Raw genomic sequence first — 17217 nt, 5'->3', positions numbered from 1 at the left:
GAGTGCACGGCCGTGGGCACGCGGAAGGGGGTCGCGTGGGGGGCGACCAAGATTGTCATGCCCACGCCGACAGTGGTTCCACGCTAGGAGCGCGCCTTCCCCCCGTCAATGGTCTGAACCATTCGAAAACCTTAACCAGGCTTTACCGCAAGCTTGTTGACGATTCGACAGCTCTTTCCATACGGGAGCGTCCCCCTCGCGGCGGACACGGAACAGCCCCCTGGGCCGGGGCGTCGTTGCGCCGGGCAGGGGGCTGACAGGTGGGTGAGGGCGGGAAGGGGTGCTACTTCTTGCCCTGGTTCTTCACGGCCTCGATCGCGGCCGCGGCGGCCTCGGGGTCGAGGTAGCGGCCACCGGCGGCGACCGGCTTGAAGTCGGCGTCCAGTTCGTAGAGGAGCGGGATGCCGGTGGGGATGTTGAGGCCCGCGATGGCCTCGTCGGAGATGCCGTCGAGGTGCTTGACCAGGGCGCGCAGGCTGTTGCCGTGCGCGGTGACCAGGACGGTGTTGCCCGCGGCCAGGTCCGGCACGATGGCGTCGTACCAGTAGGGGAGCATCCGCTCGACGACGTCCTTGAGGCACTCGGTGTTCGGGCGCAGCTCGGACGGGATCTCGGCGTAGCGGGCGTCGCCGGCCTGGGAGTACTCGGCGTCGTCGGCGAGGGCCGGCGGCGGGGTGTCGTAGGAGCGGCGCCAGAGCTGGAACTGCTCCTCGCCGAACTCGGCGAGGGTCTGGGCCTTATCCTTGCCCTGGAGGGCGCCGTAGTGGCGCTCGTTCAGCCGCCAGCTGCGGCGGACCGGGATCCAGTGGCGGTCGGCCTTGTCGAGGGCGATCTGCGAGGTGCGGATCGCGCGGCGCAGCAGCGAGGTGTGCAGCACGTCCGGCAGCAGGTCCTCGGCCAGCAGGAGCTCGCCGCCCCGGGCGGCCTCCTTCTCGCCCTTCTCGTTGAGGTCGACGTCGACCCAACCGGTGAACAGGTTCTTCTGGTTCCACTGGCTCTCGCCGTGGCGGAGCAGGATCAAGCGATAGGTCGTGTCAGCCATGGGGCCAAGCCTAGTGGAGGGCGAAATCCGATCGCTCGTCCGTCCGGATCGGGGGTAACGTTCGCCCAGCGGTTTCGACTCTTACCGATCGGGCCGCCCCCACCGTTCCACCCCGCCCGCGGGCGGCCGCACCACCCTGCCCGCGGCCGCCGGGGCCGTACCGCCCGGGAGCTCCCCCATGCCCCTCCTCGCCCGTCTGGCCTCCGAAGCACGCAGAGCGGGCGGCGGGCTCCCCCGCCGGTTCTGGTGGCTGTGGACGTCCACCCTGGTGAACCGCCTCGGCGGCTTCGTGGTCACCTTCCTGGCGATGTACCTGACGCACGAGCGCGGCTACTCGGCGGCGTACGCGGGCCTGGTCGCCTCGCTGTTCGGGCTCGGCTCGGCGGTGGCCGCGATCGGCGCGGGCGTGCTGACCGACCGGCTGGGGCGGCGGCCGACGCTGCTGGCCGCGCAACTGGCGACGGCGCTGTTCACGGCGGTGCTCGGGTTCACCGACGGGCCGGTGGCGATCGCCGCGGTGGCCTTCCTGGTCGGCCTGGCGAGCAACGCGTCCCGCCCGGCGGTGAGCGCGATGATCGCCGACCTGGTGCCGGCCGCGGACCGGGTGCGGGCGTACGCGCTGAACTACTGGGCGATCAACATCGGCTTCGGCGCGTCCGCCGCGGTGGCCGGGCTGATCGCCGTGCACGGCTACCTGACGCTGTTCCTGCTGGACGCGGCGACCACCCTGCTGTGCGCGGTGGTGGTCTTCGTGAAGGTCCCGGAGACCCGGCCGGAGGCCGCCGCCCCGTCCGGTGCCGCCGCGCGGGAGCCGCAGGTCGGGCTGGGCACGGTCTTCCGGGACGGGCCGTTCAGGGCCGTGGTCGCGGTGAACCTGCTGCTGGCCCTGGTCGTCCAGCAGGGCTCCACCACGCTTCCGGTGGACATGGGCGCGCACGGCCTCTCGGCGGCCCGGTTCGGCCTGGTGATCAGCCTGAACGGGGTGCTGATCGTGCTGCTCCAACTGCCGCTGACGCGGCTGATGGAGGCCCGCGACCGCACCGTCCTGCTGGTGGTCGGCGCCCTGCTGACCGGCTGGGGCTTCGGCCTGACCGCGCTGGCCGGGTCCTCCGCCGCGCTGTACGCGCTGACGGTGGCGATCTGGACGGTCGGCGAGATCGTCACCGCCCCCACCATGATGGCGCTGGTCGCCGAACACTCCCCCGCCCGGGCCCGCGGCCGCTACCAGGGCGTCTACTCGCTCTCCTGGTCACTGGCCTCGTTCGCCGGCCCGCTCGGCGGCGGCCTACTGCTCCAGTACGCGGGCAGCTGGACCCTGTGGGGCACCTGCGCGGCGGCCGGCACCCTGGCCGCCGTCGCCTTCGTGGCGATCGGCCGCCGCCCCCGCCCCCCGGTGGTCGACGGGACGGCCCGGCCCGCCCCGGTGGAGACGGCGGCCTGACGCCCGCCGCCCGCGGGCGGCGGCACAGCCGGATTGCGCAGAGGCCCCTCCCGGGCGGGAGGGGCCTCTTTCGACGTTGGGGGGTGCGCGGTCAGACCTCGCCGAACTCGCCGGTCGCGGCGGCGGTCACGAAGGCCTCGCTGGCGGTGGAGCGGGCGGCCACCGGGAGGTACCTGGTGCAACTGGGCGGGGTTACCCCGGACGTGGCCAGTGAGTTGGCGACCCTGATCTGGACGGGCGCCCCCTACGTGCGCGCCGTGCGAGGCGGGGAGTTGACCGGGGTTGTCTCGATGCTCTGGTCGCCGGAGCGCGGCGAGCTGCTGGTTGACGCGGCGACCGGACGGCTCGGCGAGTTCTCCCACGCGGACGAGCGCGGCGACCTGGTGCTCGTACCCGCCGACGGGGGCGAGCCCTGGTCGGTCGGCCGGTGCGCGGTGCGTCACCCCACTCGCGCGGACCTGGCGCAGGCCGATCCTGCCCACCCCGCACCGACACCGAATTGAGGAAGAAATGTCGTACACCGGAAGGCCGTTGGAGGACGCCGGTGCTCCCCGGCGAGCTGTTCCGCCCGGCCCCGGGCGCCGTCTCGTGAACGACGTGCTGCGGCAGCGGGCCTGGGGGATCGCCGAACAGCTCTCCCGGGTCGGCGGCGGCGGGGAGGCCCGGCTGACCGCGATCCCGGACGGCTACCGGATCGAACTCGCCATCGTCCGCCCCGACGGACCCGACGGCCAGCAGGCCGTTCTCAGCGCACTCGCCCTCGGTGACCGCTGGGGCCACCGGTACTCCCCGCCCGTCCGCAACAACGGCACCGCCCGCGAAACCGTCTGGAGCGAAGTCCACGCACGGGCCGCCCCCGGCCCGGCCGGGCCGGCCGGCGGCTGAACGGGCCCCGGCGGACCCTCAGCCGGCCTCGCTCTGCCGCAGCCGGACCCAGGAGTCGTGGTCGTCCTCCAGGATCGCCTGGTACTCGTCGATCAGCGGCAGCAGCCGGACCGGCTCCGGCACCGCGTCCCCGTACTCGGCCTTCAGCAGGCCGAGGCGGCGGCGCAGCGAGTTCAGCCGGTGGACGGTGTCGGCGCGCTGGATCCAGAGCGTGCGGTAGCCGAAGAACGCCGCCCAGGCGGCCAGCACGGTGACCAGCGCGCCGGTGACCAGCGCGATGTCGGAGAGCCGGCTGGCGGCGGGCTCGCCGACCTTCAGGCCGAGCAGCACGGTGACCAGGGCGGACAGGCTGACGGTGGCCAGTTGCAGGGTCAGGGCGCGCCGCCGGTCCCAGTCGCGGCGGCGTCGGCGCTCCTTCAGCTCGGCGTCGAGCTCGGCCTCCAGCCAGGCCAACTTCCGTTGTGCGGCGGCGGATTCGGCAGGTCCGGCGAATTCGGTGTCCATGGTTTCCTCCCCGGCCGGGAGGATACCCGGCTCAGTCCCCGGCGGGCGGGTTCCCGCTCGCCAGGTGCGCGAACTCCGCGAGGTTGCGGGTGGATTCGCCGCGCTTGGTGCGCCACTCCCACTCGCGCCGGATCGCGGTCGCAAAGCCCAGCTCCAGCAGGGTGTTGAACGGCTCGTCGGCGTGCTCCAGCACGCTGCCCAGCAGCCGGTCCACCGCGTCCGGGGTCAGCGCCTCCAGCGGCAGCCGGCCGACCAGGTAGACGTCGCCGAGCGGGTCGACCGCGTACGCGACGCCGAACATCCTGGTGTTGCGCTCCAGCAGCCAGCGGTGGAACGCCTCGTGGTTCTCGTCCGGCCGCCGGATCACGAACGCGTTCACCGACAGCGTGTGGTCCCCGATCCGCAGCGCGCACGCCGTGGAGAGCTTGCGCGTCCCCGGCAGCGCGGCGACCACGGTGTACGGATCGGCGGCGGCCGGCTCCCAGGCCACCCCGGCCTGGTCGAGCGCGGCGCGCAGGAGGGTGAGTGCGTCGTCCTTGGCAGCCATGGCCCCACGCTAGCCCCCCGGTCGGCCGACGCGCGCCCGCGGGACCCCGTGTGCGCGCCGTCACGCCGGACCCGGGCCGTCACGTCGGACGCCCGCCCTCGCGTCAGACCCGGGCCGTCGCGTCAGACCCGGGCCGCGGACATCGCCCCCGTGTAGACCTCCGCGGTGGCGCCGGCCGCGGTGAGCCAGCCGAAGGCGGCGGCGTGGCGGGCGGCGGCGGCGCCCCGGACGGGGGTGAGGGAGGGGTCGGCGACGTAGGGGTGCAGGGCGCGGGCCCAGGCTTCCGGGTCGTGGCCGGGGACGAGGGTGCCGGTGCGGCCGTCGCGGACGGCGACCGGGAGGCCGCCGACGGCGGCGGCGACCACGGGGGTGCCGCAGGCCTGGGCCTCCAGGGCGACCAGGCCGAAGGACTCGCTGTGGGAGGGCATCACCAGGGCGGTGGCGGCCCGGTACCAGTCGGCCAGGCGGAGCTGGTCGACCGGCGGGTGGAAGCGGACCACGTCGCCGATGCCGAGCTGGGCGGCCAGCTTGTGCAGGCTCTCGGGGCGGGCCAGGCCGGTGCCGGAGGGGCCGCCGACCACCGGGACGACCAGGCGCTCGCGCAGCCGGGGGTGCCGGTCCAGCAGCCGGGCGACGGCCTTGAGCAGGACGTCGGGCGCCTTGAGGGGCTGTATCCGGCCCGCGAACAGCAGCACCGCCGCGCCCTGCGGCAGGCCGAGCCGGGCCCGGGCGGCGGCCCGGGAGTCGGGGCCGTCGGGGCGGAAGACGTCCAGGTTCACGCCGGGGTGGACGACGGCCAGCTGGTCGGGGCGGGCGGCGTAGTGGTGGGCCAGCGCGGCGGCCTCCTCCGCGGTGTTGGCGATCAGCCGGTCGGCGGCGCCGACCACCTGGGTCTCGCCGATCACCCGGGCGGCGGGCTCCGGGGTGTCGCCCTCGGCGAGCGCCGCGTTCTTCACCTTGGCCATGGTGTGCATGGTGTGCACCAGCGGGACGCCCCAGCGCTCGGCGGCCAGCCAGCCGACCTGGCCGGAGAGCCAGTAGTGCGAGTGCACCAGGTCGTAGTAGCCGGGGCGGTGGCCGGCCTCGGTGCGCAGCACGCCGTGCGTGAAGGCGCACAGCTGGGCCGGCAGGTCCTCCTTGAACAGGCCCTCGTACGGCCCGGCCGTGACATGCCGGACCAGCACGCCGGGGGCGAGTTCGACGGCGGGCGGGTCGTCCGAGCTGACGGCGCGGGTGAACACCTCGACCTCGATGTCCAGCTCGGCGAGGCGCTTGGCCAGCTCCACGATGTACACGTTCATCCCGCCGGCGTCCCCCGTGCCGGGCTGGTGCAGCGGCGAGGTGTGGACGCTCAGCATCGCGATCCGGCGCGGCCGGCGGGCGCGGGCCGGGGCGGGGGGCGCGGTCGCGGCGGGTGCCGCGGGTGCGGTGCGGCGCGGCTCCCGGCGGGACGTGCGGACGAGGTGCTGGGTCACCTGCGGAAGCCTCCCTGTGCGCCGGCCGTCTGGTCTGCTCTTCTCGTGCCGCCGCCCGCGGCCGGCGGCAGCGGGCGGAGGGACGTCAGCCAGGGCAACCGGGGAACGCGTCGTCGTATTCCCGCCAGCGGACGCGGAGTGGGTACGGGTGCCGGCACGGGTGCGGGCGTCGGCACGGGCGGACCGGCTGCGTACGCTTGGTGCCCATGGCCGTACGCGACACGCCGCTGTCCCGGGGCCGGTCGAGCCGGCCGGTGGGGACGATCACCCGGGGCACCACGAACACCAACCGGCTGCGGCGGATGGACCGGTGGATCGCGTACACCGCGGGCCGGGCGCTGCGGGCGTCGGCGGCCCCGCCGGTCGCGGTGGACCTGGGGTACGGCGCGGCGCCGTGGACGGCGGTGGAGCTGTCCGCGCGGCTGCGGGCGGTGCGGGCGGACGTCCGGGTGGTCGGGATCGAGATCGACCCGGCCCGGGTCGCGGCGGCGCTGCCGATGGCCGAGCCGCCGCTGCTGGAGTTCCGCCGGGGCGGCTTCGAGGTGCCGCTGGACGGCGGGGCGCGGGCCCAGCTGATCCGGGCGGCGAACGTGCTGCGGCAGTACGACGAGGACCAGGTGGCCGAGGTGTGGGCCCGGCTGTGCGGGCGGCTGGCCCCGGACGGGCTGCTGGTGGAGGGCACCTGCGACGAGATCGGGCGGCGGCACGTCTGGGTGGCGCTCGGCCCGGAGGGGCCGCGCACGGTGACCTTCGCGGCCCGGCTGGCCGGCCTGGAGCGGCCGTCCGACCTGGCCGAGCGGCTGCCGAAGGCGCTGATCCACCACAACGTGCCGGGGCGCCCGGTGCACTCCTTCCTGCGCGACTTCGACCGGGCCTGGGCGGCGGCCGCGCCGCTGGGGGCGTTCGGGGCCCGGCAGCGCTGGGCGGCGACCTGCGCGGCGCTGGCCGCGGACTGGCCGCTGCGGGACGCCCCTGCCCGGCGGCGGCAGGGCGAGCTGACGGTGGACTGGGCCGCGCTGGCCCCACGCTGAGCCCGGCCGGTCCGGGCCGGTCCGCACGGGCCGTGCGCCCCGCCGGGCACGCGGAACGGGCCGCCGCCCGGCGGTCGGGCGGCGGCCCGTCACCCGGTGGGGCACGGGTCCGGCGGCGGCGTCAGCGGCGCCCTGGCCGGGGGCTCAGTGGCGCCGGCGCTTGCGGGAGAGCACCAGGACGGTCGCGCCGAGCGCGCACAGGGCCAGCGCGGCCGAGGCGATCGGCAGGACCGGGGTGCTCGCACCGGTGTCGGGAAGGGCGGGGTGCGGTCCGGGGCTCTGGGAGTGGGTGGGGCTGGGCGCCGGGGTGCTGGACGAGGGCGAGGGGCTCGGGCTCGGAGAAGGGCTGGGGCTGGGGCTCGGGGACGGGGACGGGCTGGGGGACGGGGCGTTGACGGTGACGGACAGTTCGGCCTGGTGGGTGACGGAGGCGGCCCGGGCGAGGACGAGCCCCTGGGCGGTGGCCGGATCGGGGTCGGCCGGATCGGCGGGGGCGTAGACGAACGCCTGGCCCACCGGGCTCTGGGCGGCGGCGGTGGCCCGGATCCGGGCGGAGCCGGGCGCGGACGGGCGGAACCAGAACGGGTCCCCGGCCGGGAGCGTGGCGCCGTCGGCGAGCGGCCGGGTGCCGTCGGCGTCGGCGAACAGGTCCCCGCCGGTGGCGGAGAGCACGGCGTCGCCCGTACCGCCCCGGACGGTGTACGGGCCGGTGATCCCGCCGTTCACGGCCGTGCCGGGGCCGTCGATCGCGAGGGGGGCGGCCGGTTCGGACAGCGGGCCCTGGCCGATCACCCGGGTGACGATCGCCGAGGTCAGCGCGAACCTGGGGTCGCCGGTGGCGAGGACGAACCGGTCGGTGAAGAACCAGACGGCGGCCTGGACGGCGGCGGCCCGCTGGGCGTCGCTGCCGGCGGCGGCGGGCTCGCCCGTCACCGGGTAGTACTGGGTGAGGACGCGCAGCACGAGGCCGAGGTTGGGCACGTCGGCCAGCGACCAGGTGCCGGGGTCGTAGGGGATGCCCGTCTCGGTCGAGGTGTTGAGGTCGACGCAGTACAGCTCCAGGCGGGCGCCGGTGGTGGCGGTGCCGTAGATGATCCCGCCGAAGCCCGGGGCGGTCGCGGTGTACCCGGCCGTGCTGTAGCCGGGCTGCGGGTACCCGGACAGCGGGTCGAAGGAGGCCGGGGCCTCGAAGCCGCCGTAGGTCTGACCCGGTCCGGTGGCGGCCGCGACCACCATCGCGGCCGGGGGGTTCGCGGCCGGGGCGGCCAGGGCGGCCGGCCCGGTCGGCGGCTCCCACCGGGCGGAGGCCGTCCCCGGGAGCAGGCACAGGGCCAGCAGCGCGGTGGAGACGAGGGCGACAAGGCGGGTTGCGCGTACGTACACGGATCACCATCCCGGGAGGTCGGCAGCGGCCGTCTCACGGTAGGCAGCGGGGGGAGGCCGGGGACGCCGCCCCACCCGGCGCGGACGGGCGGTCACCCGGTCGGCGCAGGAACGGCGGCGGCTCCCCGGACCGGCCGACCGCCCTCCGGTCCCCGCCGCGGGGCGATCCGACCACCCGTTCGACAGTTCACTCGAACGAGTTATCGATTTTCTCTGGCGTGTTGACGCCCCGTCACGCCACCATGGAACCGTTCGGGCGGTCGCTCCGACCGCCCCTGAGCGACCGCCAGGCCGCCAGACCGTCAAGCCCGTCAGGCCGCCAGCCCGTCAGACCGTCAGACCGCCCGCAGGAACCGCCCGTCAGCCCGTCAGCCCCCGCCGGACTCGTTCGAACGACTCGTACGCGTCGGCGCCGAACAGCACGAAGCGCACCTCGTCCAGGTCCGGGTCTTCCCCGGCCACGGCCGTCAGCGCGATCCGAGCGGCATCGTCCAGCGGCCAGCCGAAGATCCCGGCCGAGACCGCCGGGAAGGCCACCGTCCGCGCCCCCAGCCCGACCGCGACCCGAAGGGACTCCCGATAGCACGAGGCCAGCAGCTCCGCGCGCCGCTGGTAGTCCTCCGCCCGGTACACCGGGCCGACGGTGTGCACCACCCAGCGGGCCGGCAGCCGCCCCGCCCTGGTGGCCACGGCCTGACCGGTCGGAAGTCCCTTGCCGTAGTGCGAAGCCCGCAGTTCGCGGCACTCGGCGAGGATCTCCGGCCCGCCCCGGCGGTGGATCGCCCCGTCCACCCCGCCGCCGCCCAGCAGCGAGCTGTTGGCGGCGTTCACCACCACGTCCACCCGCTGTTCCGTGATGTCACCCTGCACCAGCGTGATCCGTGTCACCGCCGCACACCTCCAGTCAGTTCCGGTCCCGCCGTGGCGGAAAGCCACGGAAACCCTAGGCAAAACCGCCACCACACGCGTGGCAATAACCACATCCGCGCCGCTCAGTCGAAGAAATCCTCGGAGATCACGTTATGGTCGCGGGAAGCCCCCCGATGCCCGGTGCCACCCGGGCACTGCGGACGGACACCAGCCGTTGGTCAGTCGGGGAAAGGAAGGACCGACCGATGCCCGCTACGGGAGACGGGCGGGCACCCGACGCGACCAGCAGCGCCGGAACCGCCGAACGCAGCCGCGGCCGCCGCGCCCACAGCGCGCAGCGCACCGGCCAGACCGCCGGCCCGACCGCCGGTCAGCCCCCGGCCCGGAACGCCGGCCCGGCGCCGATACCGCATCCGCGCAGCACCCCGGGGGCCGCCGAGCCGTCCCGGCCCGCCGCCGACTTCCGCGTCCTGGTGGTGGAGGCCGACGGGCCCGAGCACACCCTGTTCGACTCGCTCGCCGCCGAGCTGGGGCAGCACGCCGAACTGCACCGGGTGGACGGCATCCGGGAGGCCCTCGCCGCCCTGCCGCCGCTGCCCGGCAGCGGTCGCCGCGGGCCGCGCGGCACCGACTTCCAGTGCGTCCTGCTCGACCTCGGCGAGCCCGCCACCACCGGCACCTCCGCCGACCCCGGCCCCGGTTCCGCTTCCGGCCCCGGTACCGGTACCGACGGCGCCCCGGCCCCCGGCGGCTTCGCCGAGGACTTCGTCCCGGGGTTCGCCGACGGCCTCCCCGACGGCTTCGCCGAGGGCGTCGGCCCGGCGGCCGGTGCCGACGACCGGCTGGACGGGCTGCGGGAGTTGCTGCTGCGCGCCCCGCACACCGCCGTGGTGGTGCTCACCGACGCCGCCGGAGCCGAGCTGGGCGCCGCCGCGGTCGCCGCGGGCGCCCAGGACTTCCTGCTCCGGCAGGACACCGGCGGCCCGCTGCTGGCCCGCGCGCTGCGCTACGCGGTGGAGCGCAAGCGCGCCGACGAGTCGCAGCGCCGCCTGGTCGAGGCCGAGATCCGCGGCCAGGAGAACGCCCGGCTCCAGCGCCACCTGCTGCCCACCCCGCTGCTGGACGGCGCGAACCTGTCCTTCACCCGCCGCTACCGCCCGGGCCGCCGCCGCGCCCTGCTCGGCGGCGACTTCTATGACGCCGTCCGCACCAAGGACGGCCGGGTGCACGTGGTGATCGGCGACGTCTGCGGCCACGGCCCCGACGAGGCCGCGCTCGGCGTCGCGCTGCGGATAGCGTGGCGGACGCTGGTGTTCGCCGGGCTGACCGGCCAGCCCCTGCTGACCACCCTCCAGCACGTGCTGGAGCACGAGCGCCGCAGCGACGAGATCTTCGCGACCCTCTGCATGGTCGTGCTGGACGCCCCCACCGCGGACGGCGGCCCCGAGACCGCCGAGCTGTACCTGGCCGGGCACCCCGCGCCGCTGCTGCTCGACCCCGACGGCCCGCCCGTCCTGCTCCCGCTCGACCAGGCCGGCCCGGCGCTCGGCCTGCTGCCCTGCGACGCGACGCACTCGGTCTGGCCCGCCCTCCAGGTCGAACTGCCGCCCGGCTGGCGGCTGCTGATGTACACCGACGGCCTGGTCGAGGGCAAGGTCGGGGCCGGTTCGCCGCGCCTGGGCCAGGAGGGCCTGATCGAGCTGATCGCCGACCACCAGGCCGCCGGGCTGACGCGCGGCCGACTGGTCGACTCCGCGATCGCCGAGGTCGAGGAGCTGAACGGCGGGGCGCTCACCGACGACGTCGCCGTGCTGCTGCTGGAGCGCAACCCGGTGCCGGTGATCATGGGCTGAGCGCGGCCCGCCCGCGCCCGACCCGCCCGTCCGCGCCCGTCCGTCCGTCCAGCGGCGGAGCCGAACGACCCGCCCGCGCCCGGCCCGCCCGGAGCCGCAGACGCCGCCGCAGACGCCGGAGGGCGGCCCCGCCCGGGGCCGCCCTCTTCTCCGTCGTGGTCCGCGCGCGTGCCCGCGCCCTCGTCCGGGCGCCGACGCCGGCGCCGCGTCACCAGGGGCCGTACGGGCCCTGGTTGCCGCGACCGCCGCCGCGGCCGTCGGTGATCAGCTTGATCGCGGGGCGGACGTCCACCACGTAGACGATCGCGGCGACCAGGCCGGCCAGCGTCAGCAGGCCGGTGATCGGGTTGGCGCCGAACAGCAGGTCCCAGAGCAGGACGACGCTCAGCAGGACCACCCAGAAGCCCTTGGTCTTCTTGTCGGCCGCCCGGTACGCGTCCTCCCGGCGGAACACCGCGTCGCCGAGCGCGAACACCTTGAAACAGATGATCGCCGTGGCGACCCACCACAACGGGTTCAAGAGGTTGACGTACAGGATCTGCACCGAGGGGCTCCTCACTCTTTCTTCCATCCTGGCACGGCCACCGGCCGAGTCAACGGCCTCCGACGGCGCGGCGTTCCGGCCGCGCGCCGGTCACTCCTGGTCGGCGGCGGCGCTCTTGCGGGGGCGGGGGGCCTTCTTCGCGGCGGACTTCGGCGCGGCGGGCTCCTCGTCCACCACGACCTCGGCGATCACGACCTCCTCCACCACGACCTCCTCGACCGGCGCGTCGGCCTCGGCCGACGCCTGCGGCTCGCCGTCCTTCGGGGCGTTGGCGGTGTCCACCACGGTGCGGCCGCGGACGGCCAGCTCGTCGTAGACCTCCTTGGCCTTCACCGCGAACTCCAGCGCCCGGCCTACCTGCTGCATCGCGAACTCCTGCGCCTTGGCCTGGAGTTCCTTCACGTCGGTGGGCAGCGCGTTGACCGCCTCGGTGACCTTCGCCTGCGCACCGGCCAGCGCGGCGCCCGCGTCCTGGAGGGCGGCGGCGGCCCGCTCCTGGGTGCCCTTGCGGTCGGCGGCGAGCGCCTCCAGCTGGGCGGGCACCTCGCGGAGCTTCTCGTACGCGAGGTCGCCGGCGCCGGCGAGGGCGTACAGCGGGGTCGGGTCGGTGAGGGTCTTCTTGAACTCGTCGCTGATCGGCATGTCGGTTCCTCCCGGTCGGGGTGCCGCCGCGCGGTCGGGTCGCGCGGGGCGTCGGTCACGCAGGTCTGGTCGTTCGGTCGGCTCTGGTCACGCGGGGGCGGGGTCCGGCGGACGGGCGGCCTGGTTCTCCTTCAGGAATGCCTCGTACACCGACAGCAGGGCCTGCTTCTGCCGCTCGTTGATCAGCGGATCGTCCAGGATCGCGGCCCGCAGCCCCGGCCCCTCGCCGTCCCGCTCCTCCAGGATCCCGGCCTGCACGTACAGCGTCTCCGCCGAGATCCGCAACGCCTTGGCGATCTGCTGGAGGATCTCCGCGCTGGGCTTGCGCAGCCCGCGCTCGATCTGGCTCAGGTACGGGTTGGACACCCCGGCCACCTCGGCCAGCTGCCGCAACGAGTACTGCGCGCTCCGCCGCTGCTCCCGGATGTACTCGCCCAGCGAGCCCACGTTCAGTGACGCCATACGGGCAGTGTGCACCGCCCCGCTTGCAATTGCAAGCAGCCCGCTAGCGCCGGCGAGCGCGCCGCTCGGTGGCCGAACCGGCCGGCGTCCCGCCGCGGCGCCGCCTGTTCGTCGACGACACCGCCGGTCACCTCGCCGCCGCCCGCGACCTCGGCATGCACGTCCACCAGCACCGCGGCGCGGGCGGCCTGCGTGCGGCGCTCGTCGGTCACGGCCTGCGCTGACCGCACCGTGGAATCGCCTGTCGCGTCCGGGCGGGGCGTGCCACCATCCGGGGTCATGACGATCTTCCACGGACACGACGGGACCGCCCTGCACTACGAGCGGTCCGGCGACGGCGCGCCGCTGGTGGCGATCCCCGGCGGCCCCGGCATGGGCTCCGGCTACCTCGGCACCCTCGGCGGGCTGGACGCACACCGGGGGCTGGTCCGGCTCGACCCCCGGGGCTGCGGCCGGTCGGCGGTGCCCGCCGACCGGGCGAGCTGCGCGTTCGGCGCCCAGGCCGCGGACGTGGAGGCCCTCCGGGAGCACCTCGGGGCGGAGCGCGTCGACCTGCTCGGGCACTCGGCGGGGGCGCTCACCGCGCAGCGCTACGCCGCCGAGTTCCCACACCGCGTCCGGTCGCTGGTGCTGGTCACCCCGGTCGGCCGGGCGGCCCGGGAGCCGGATCCGGCGGAGCTCGCCGCCATCCGGGCCGCGCGTTCGGCGGAGCCCTGGTACCCGGACGCGGCCGAGGCGGACGCCCTGCTGGCCGGTGGCACGGGCGACCCGGCGGAGCTGGCCCGGCGGATCACGCCGTTCTTCTGGGGCCGTTGGGACGGGACGGCCCGCGACGCGGCGTTCGCCCCGGAGGCGGCGCCGGCCGCGCCCTGGATGCGGGACGCGTTCTACGCGGGCGCGGACCTGGCCGGGGGCCGGCCGGTGCCGGCGCCGGTCCTGGTGGTGGCCGGCGGCCGGGACGGGCTGATCGGCACCGCCCCGGCGAGGCTGGCCGCCGCCCTCCACCCCCGCGCCCGCCTCGCCGTCCTGCCCGAGGTCGGCCACCGGCCCTGGGTGGAGGAACCGGCCGCATTCGCCTCCCTGGTGAGGGAGTTCCTCGACCGGCCGTGAAGGCGCGGCAGCGCGGAGCGGGTCTCACTCGGTCAGCCGCCGGTAGAGCGGGGCGAGGAGCGCCGCCAGGTCGGGGGCGGGGTCGGCGAGGGCGGCGAGAGCCGGGTCGGGCGGGGCCGGGGGCGGGTCGTGGAGGGTGAAGTCGCCGTGCCAGAAGGTGTCGAGGCACTGGTCGAGCGGGAGGTCCATGGCGGTCAGTCCCCGGTGGCGTCGGCGGAGAGGGTGAGCAGTTCGCGGAGCCGGTCGGCGGGGAGCTCGGTCAGCCAGCTCTCCCCGGAACCGACCACCGACTCGGCCAACTCCCGCTTGCTGTCGATCAGTTCGGCGATGCGCTCCTCGATGGTGCCGGTGCACACCAGCGTGCGGACCTGGACGTCGCGGCGCTGCCCGATCCGGTGGGCGCGGTCGGTGGCCTGGTCCTCGGTGGCCGGGTTCCACCAGCGGTCGAGGTGGACGACCTGGTTCGCGGCGGTGAGGTTGAGCCCGGTGCCGCCGGCCTTCAGCGAGAGCAGGAACACCCCGGGCCCGTCCGGGTCCTGGAAGCGGTCGACGAGTTCCTGGCGGCGCGGCGCGGTGAGCCCGCCGTGCAGGTAGGGGACGGGGGTGCCGAGGCGGCGGCGCAGGTGGGGCTGGAGCAGCGCGCCGAACTCGGCGTACTGGGTGAAGACCAGCGCCCGGTCGCCCGCCGCCAGGGCCTCCCGGAGCAGTTCGACCAGCCGCTCGACCTTGCCGGAGCGGCCGCCCAACGGCGACGTGTCGCGCAGCAGTTGGGCGGGGTGGTTGCAGACCTGCTTGAGTCGGCCGAGGGCGGCCAGCACCGCGCCCTTGCGTTCGACGCCGCGGATGCCGCCGAGGCGGTCGAGCAGGTCGGCGACGACGGCCTGGTAGAGGCCCGCCTGCTCGGGGGTGAGGGTGCAGCGGACGGTGAACTCCTGCTTGGCGGGGAGCTGACCGCCGATCTCGGGGTCGCTCTTGAGCCGGCGCAGCAGGAACGGCGCGGTGAGCCGCTGGAGCCGGGCCGCGGCGTCCCGGTTGCCGGACTGCTCGATGGGGACGGCGTAGTGCTCGCGGAAGGCCTCGGGGGTGCCGAACAGGCCGGGGTTGGCGAAGTCGAGGACGGTGTGCAGCTCGGCGAGGCGGTTCTCGACCGGGGTGCCGGTGAGCGCGATCCGGGGGCCGGAGCGCAGCGCGCGCAGCGCGCGGGACTGCCGGGTGGCCCGGTTCTTGACGTGCTGGGCCTCGTCGGCGACGACCCGGCGCCAGTGCACGGCGCGCAGCGCGGCGGCGTCGCGCTGGAGGACGCCGTAGCTGGTGACCACCAGGTCGGCGGCGGGGTCGGGCCGGGTCCGGTCGGGGCCGTGGTGGAGCTGGACCCGCAGCCGGGGGGCGAACCGGGCGGCCTCGCGCCGCCAGTTGCCGACCAGCGAGGTGGGGCAGACCAGCAGGACGGGGCCGCGGGCGCCGCGGGCGTGTTCGAGGGCGAGCAGGGCGAGGGTCTGGACGGTCTTGCCGAGGCCCATGTCGTCGGCGAGCACGGCGCCGAGGCCGAGCCGCCCGAGGGCGTCCAGCCAGGCCAGCCCGCGTTCCTGGTAGGGGCGGAGGGTGCCGGTGAAGCCGGGCGGGGCCGGGGTGCGGTGCGCGCCGGGGAGGCGGCCGAGGCGGCCGGCCAGCAGGTCGCCGAGCGGGCCCTCGGCGTGCACGGCGGTGACCGGGAGGCCGTCGACCACGGCGCCGTCCTCGTGGGCGAGGCGGAGCAGGGCGGCGGCGTCGAGCCGGGGGTCGTCGCGGCGGGCGGCGAGGAAGCGCAGGGCGGCGGCGAGCTGGGCGGCGTCCACCTCGATCCACCGGCCGCGGAACCGGACCAGGCCCGCCTGGGCGGCCGCGATCTCGTCCAACTCCTGCCGGGTGAGCGGCTGTTGTCCGACGGCGAGCTGCCAGTGGAAGTCCAGGACGGCGTCCCGGTCGGCCTGGGCGGCGCGCCGGACGGAGCCGGGGACGGGGGCGGCCCGCGCGGTGGCGGCCAGGCCGAGCCGGGGGCGGCGGTGCCACCAGGCGGGCAGCAGCACGCCGTGCCCGGCGGCGGCGAGCGCGGGGGCGGTGTCGCGCAGGAAGGCCAGCGCCCCGGCCCGGTCGAGGTCGAGGCCGGTGGGGCGGGTGCGGTGCAGGGCGGCCCGCAGCGCGGGGAACGCCCGTGCGGCGCGGTCGAGTTCGGCGCGGTACGCCTCGGTCGGGTCGTCCACCGCCCGGGCCAGCGCCGCCGCGCCCGGCCCGTCGGACCAGAGTTCGGCGGCGGGCAGCAGCAGCGAGGGCCGGTCGACCGGGCCGAGCAGCACGTCCAGCCGCCAGGTCTCGTCCACCACGGTGGCGTCCGGGTCGTCGGCGGCGGTGCCGAGCGGTTCGGCGAGCCGGAAGGCCAGCCGGAGGCGGCCCTCCGGCCCGGTGCCGGCCGCGGCGGCGGCGAGGCGGGCGACCTGCGCCGGGTCGGGCGGGGCGGGCAGCCGGGCGTCCGGGCCGCGCAGGGCGGCGACCCAGGCGGGCCCGCCGGGGGGCGCCGGTGCGTCGGGCCCGAGCGCGACCCGGGTCTCGTGGTCGGTGAGCGCGTCCAGCACGGTGTCGAACAGGGCGCCGCCGGTGGGCTCGTGGCCGTCCTCGGCGCGGGCGACCGGCGGGCACCCGGCCGCCAGCGCGCGGGCCTCCCGGCGGGCCGCCGCATCGAACGCGGGCCGCCAGCGGGCCGCCCACCCGCCGGGCTCCGCCACCAGCGCGGGCAGCACCCGCCCCCGCCCGGCCAGCCGCCAGGCCAGGTCGTGCACGCCCGTCAGCCAGCGCAGCGACGCCCCGTACGCGAGCTCCGCCGCCCGGCCGCCGGGCAGCTCGACGGTGCTGCCGGGCCAGTACGGGTCGAACAGCTCGCCGAGCAGCTGCGCCGCCTCCGGCCGGTCGAACAGCAGCGCCGGGACCCGCCACGGCCGCAGTTCCAGCCCCCCGGCCGTGGAACCCACCGGGAGGTCGGGCGAGGGCGTCGGCCGCGAGCCGAGCGTCGGCAGCCGCAGGGTCAGCCAGCGCTCGTCCCCGCGCTCCGCCAGCCAGGCCGGGCCGGGCCCGACCGCCGCGAGCAGCTCCGCGACCTCCCCCGCCGCGCACGCGAACGGGTGCCGCGCGCCCTCCACCGCCCGCCCCCGGAACGCCCCGGCGTCCTCCGCCCACACCCCGAGCCGCCCGTCGGCCCGCCACTGGGCGTGCAGGACGTACATCGGGACCTCCGGAGGATCGGGCGCGGACCCTCCAGCTTAGGTCGCCCCGCCGACACGCCCCGGAACGCACGGGTGGGGGCGCGGTAGCCGGGGGCGCGGGGAGGACCGCCGCGCGATCGGAACGCGGCAGCCGGGGGCGCGGGGAACCGCGCGAGCGACCGGGCACGCACCGCG

18 protein-coding genes are annotated in these 17217 nt (G+C 76.4%); 7 read left to right on the top strand and 11 right to left on the bottom strand.

What is annotated here, in order from left to right; translation table 11 throughout:
• Positions 1 to 283: 283 nt before the first annotated feature.
• On the bottom strand, positions 284 to 1042 hold the full coding sequence (locus K353_RS13665) for a phosphoglyceromutase (protein WP_111553855.1): 759 nt from the start codon (positions 1040 to 1042) through the stop codon (positions 284 to 286).
• A gap of 178 nt (positions 1043 to 1220) precedes the next feature.
• On the opposite strand from K353_RS13665, the gene K353_RS13660 reads away from it, so the two are divergent.
• The 3 genes from K353_RS13660 to K353_RS13650 all read left to right on the top strand — a co-directional run bounded on the left by K353_RS13660 (position 1221) and on the right by K353_RS13650 (position 3368).
• Complete coding sequence (locus K353_RS13660) at positions 1221 to 2483, top strand: MFS transporter (protein WP_111553854.1); 1263 nt, start codon at positions 1221 to 1223, stop codon at positions 2481 to 2483.
• Positions 2484 to 2566: 83 nt separating this feature from the next.
• Positions 2567 to 2986: a hypothetical protein gene (locus K353_RS13655; RefSeq protein WP_111553853.1), complete on the top strand. Its 420-nt coding sequence runs from the start codon at positions 2567 to 2569 to the stop codon at positions 2984 to 2986.
• 85 nt (positions 2987 to 3071) lie between these two features.
• Complete coding sequence (locus K353_RS13650; RefSeq protein ID WP_111553852.1) at positions 3072 to 3368, top strand: hypothetical protein; 297 nt, start codon at positions 3072 to 3074, stop codon at positions 3366 to 3368.
• An 18-nt stretch (positions 3369 to 3386) separates the two neighbouring features.
• Here the strand turns inward: K353_RS13650 and K353_RS13645 are convergent, their stop codons facing one another.
• The 3 genes from K353_RS13645 to mshA form a co-directional block, all read right to left on the bottom strand.
• Positions 3387 to 3872, bottom strand: coding sequence for an SLATT domain-containing protein (locus K353_RS13645; protein ID WP_111553851.1), 486 nt, complete (start codon positions 3870 to 3872; stop codon positions 3387 to 3389).
• 31 nt (positions 3873 to 3903) lie between these two features.
• A complete protein-coding gene (locus K353_RS13640) occupies positions 3904 to 4419 on the bottom strand; it encodes a YbjN domain-containing protein (protein WP_111553850.1) in 516 nt (171 codons plus the stop codon).
• Between the two features lie 122 nt (positions 4420 to 4541).
• Positions 4542 to 5894, bottom strand: a complete 1353-nt coding sequence (gene mshA, locus K353_RS13635) for a D-inositol-3-phosphate glycosyltransferase (protein ID WP_111553849.1) — start codon at positions 5892 to 5894, stop codon at positions 4542 to 4544.
• Between the two features lie 206 nt (positions 5895 to 6100).
• Between mshA and K353_RS13630 the strand changes: the two genes are divergently transcribed.
• Positions 6101 to 6925 (top strand): class I SAM-dependent methyltransferase, encoded by an 825-nt coding sequence (locus K353_RS13630; protein WP_111553848.1) that lies wholly within the window; start codon positions 6101 to 6103, stop codon positions 6923 to 6925.
• 144 nt (positions 6926 to 7069) lie between these two features.
• Here K353_RS13630 and K353_RS13625 read toward each other — a convergent pair whose 3' ends face one another.
• Both K353_RS13625 and K353_RS13620 read right to left on the bottom strand, forming a co-directional pair.
• Positions 7070 to 8308, bottom strand: coding sequence for a Cys-Gln thioester bond-forming surface protein (locus tag K353_RS13625; RefSeq protein ID WP_111553847.1), 1239 nt, complete (start codon positions 8306 to 8308; stop codon positions 7070 to 7072).
• Positions 8309 to 8668: 360 nt separating this feature from the next.
• A complete protein-coding gene (locus K353_RS13620; protein ID WP_111553846.1) occupies positions 8669 to 9196 on the bottom strand; it encodes an O-acetyl-ADP-ribose deacetylase in 528 nt (175 codons plus the stop codon).
• Between the two features lie 227 nt (positions 9197 to 9423).
• Between K353_RS13620 and K353_RS35560 the strand changes: the two genes are divergently transcribed.
• Positions 9424 to 11031 (top strand): PP2C family protein-serine/threonine phosphatase, encoded by a 1608-nt coding sequence (locus tag K353_RS35560; protein WP_233533558.1) that lies wholly within the window; start codon positions 9424 to 9426, stop codon positions 11029 to 11031.
• Positions 11032 to 11239: 208 nt separating this feature from the next.
• On the opposite strand, the gene K353_RS13605 is transcribed toward K353_RS35560, so the two are convergent.
• The 3 genes from K353_RS13605 to K353_RS13595 all read right to left on the bottom strand — a co-directional run bounded on the left by K353_RS13605 (position 11240) and on the right by K353_RS13595 (position 12679).
• Positions 11240 to 11590 carry a DUF2516 family protein gene (locus K353_RS13605; RefSeq protein WP_233533557.1) on the bottom strand — a complete coding sequence of 117 codons (351 nt, stop codon included), beginning with the start codon at positions 11588 to 11590 and terminating at the stop codon, positions 11240 to 11242.
• A 75-nt stretch (positions 11591 to 11665) separates the two neighbouring features.
• On the bottom strand, positions 11666 to 12217 hold the full coding sequence (locus tag K353_RS13600) for a hypothetical protein (protein ID WP_111553845.1): 552 nt from the start codon (positions 12215 to 12217) through the stop codon (positions 11666 to 11668).
• Positions 12218 to 12304: 87 nt separating this feature from the next.
• A complete protein-coding gene (locus tag K353_RS13595) occupies positions 12305 to 12679 on the bottom strand; it encodes a helix-turn-helix domain-containing protein (protein ID WP_111553844.1) in 375 nt (124 codons plus the stop codon).
• Between the two features lie 68 nt (positions 12680 to 12747).
• On the opposite strand from K353_RS13595, the gene K353_RS13590 reads away from it, so the two are divergent.
• On the top strand, positions 12748 to 12903 hold the full coding sequence (locus K353_RS13590; protein WP_199528084.1) for a hypothetical protein: 156 nt from the start codon (positions 12748 to 12750) through the stop codon (positions 12901 to 12903).
• Between the two features lie 55 nt (positions 12904 to 12958).
• Complete coding sequence (locus K353_RS13585; protein WP_111553843.1) at positions 12959 to 13789, top strand: alpha/beta fold hydrolase; 831 nt, start codon at positions 12959 to 12961, stop codon at positions 13787 to 13789.
• A gap of 24 nt (positions 13790 to 13813) precedes the next feature.
• On the opposite strand, the gene K353_RS34330 is transcribed toward K353_RS13585, so the two are convergent.
• Together K353_RS34330 and K353_RS13580 are read right to left on the bottom strand one after the other, a co-directional pair.
• The gene (locus K353_RS34330) at positions 13814 to 13978 is read right to left on the bottom strand and encodes a hypothetical protein (RefSeq protein ID WP_158585404.1); all 165 of its coding nucleotides are present in this window, start codon (positions 13976 to 13978) and stop codon (positions 13814 to 13816) included.
• Positions 13979 to 13983: 5 nt separating this feature from the next.
• Entirely contained in the window at positions 13984 to 17043 is a 3060-nt protein-coding gene (locus K353_RS13580) for a DEAD/DEAH box helicase (protein ID WP_111553842.1), read from the bottom strand.
• Positions 17044 to 17217 lie beyond the last annotated feature (174 nt).

The organism is Kitasatospora sp. SolWspMP-SS2h, from assembly GCF_003259315.1.
In the GTDB taxonomy this organism is placed as follows: Bacteria; Actinomycetota; Actinomycetes; order Streptomycetales; family Streptomycetaceae; genus Kitasatospora; species Kitasatospora fiedleri.
This window is presented reverse-complemented; position numbering and strand designations above follow the sequence as displayed.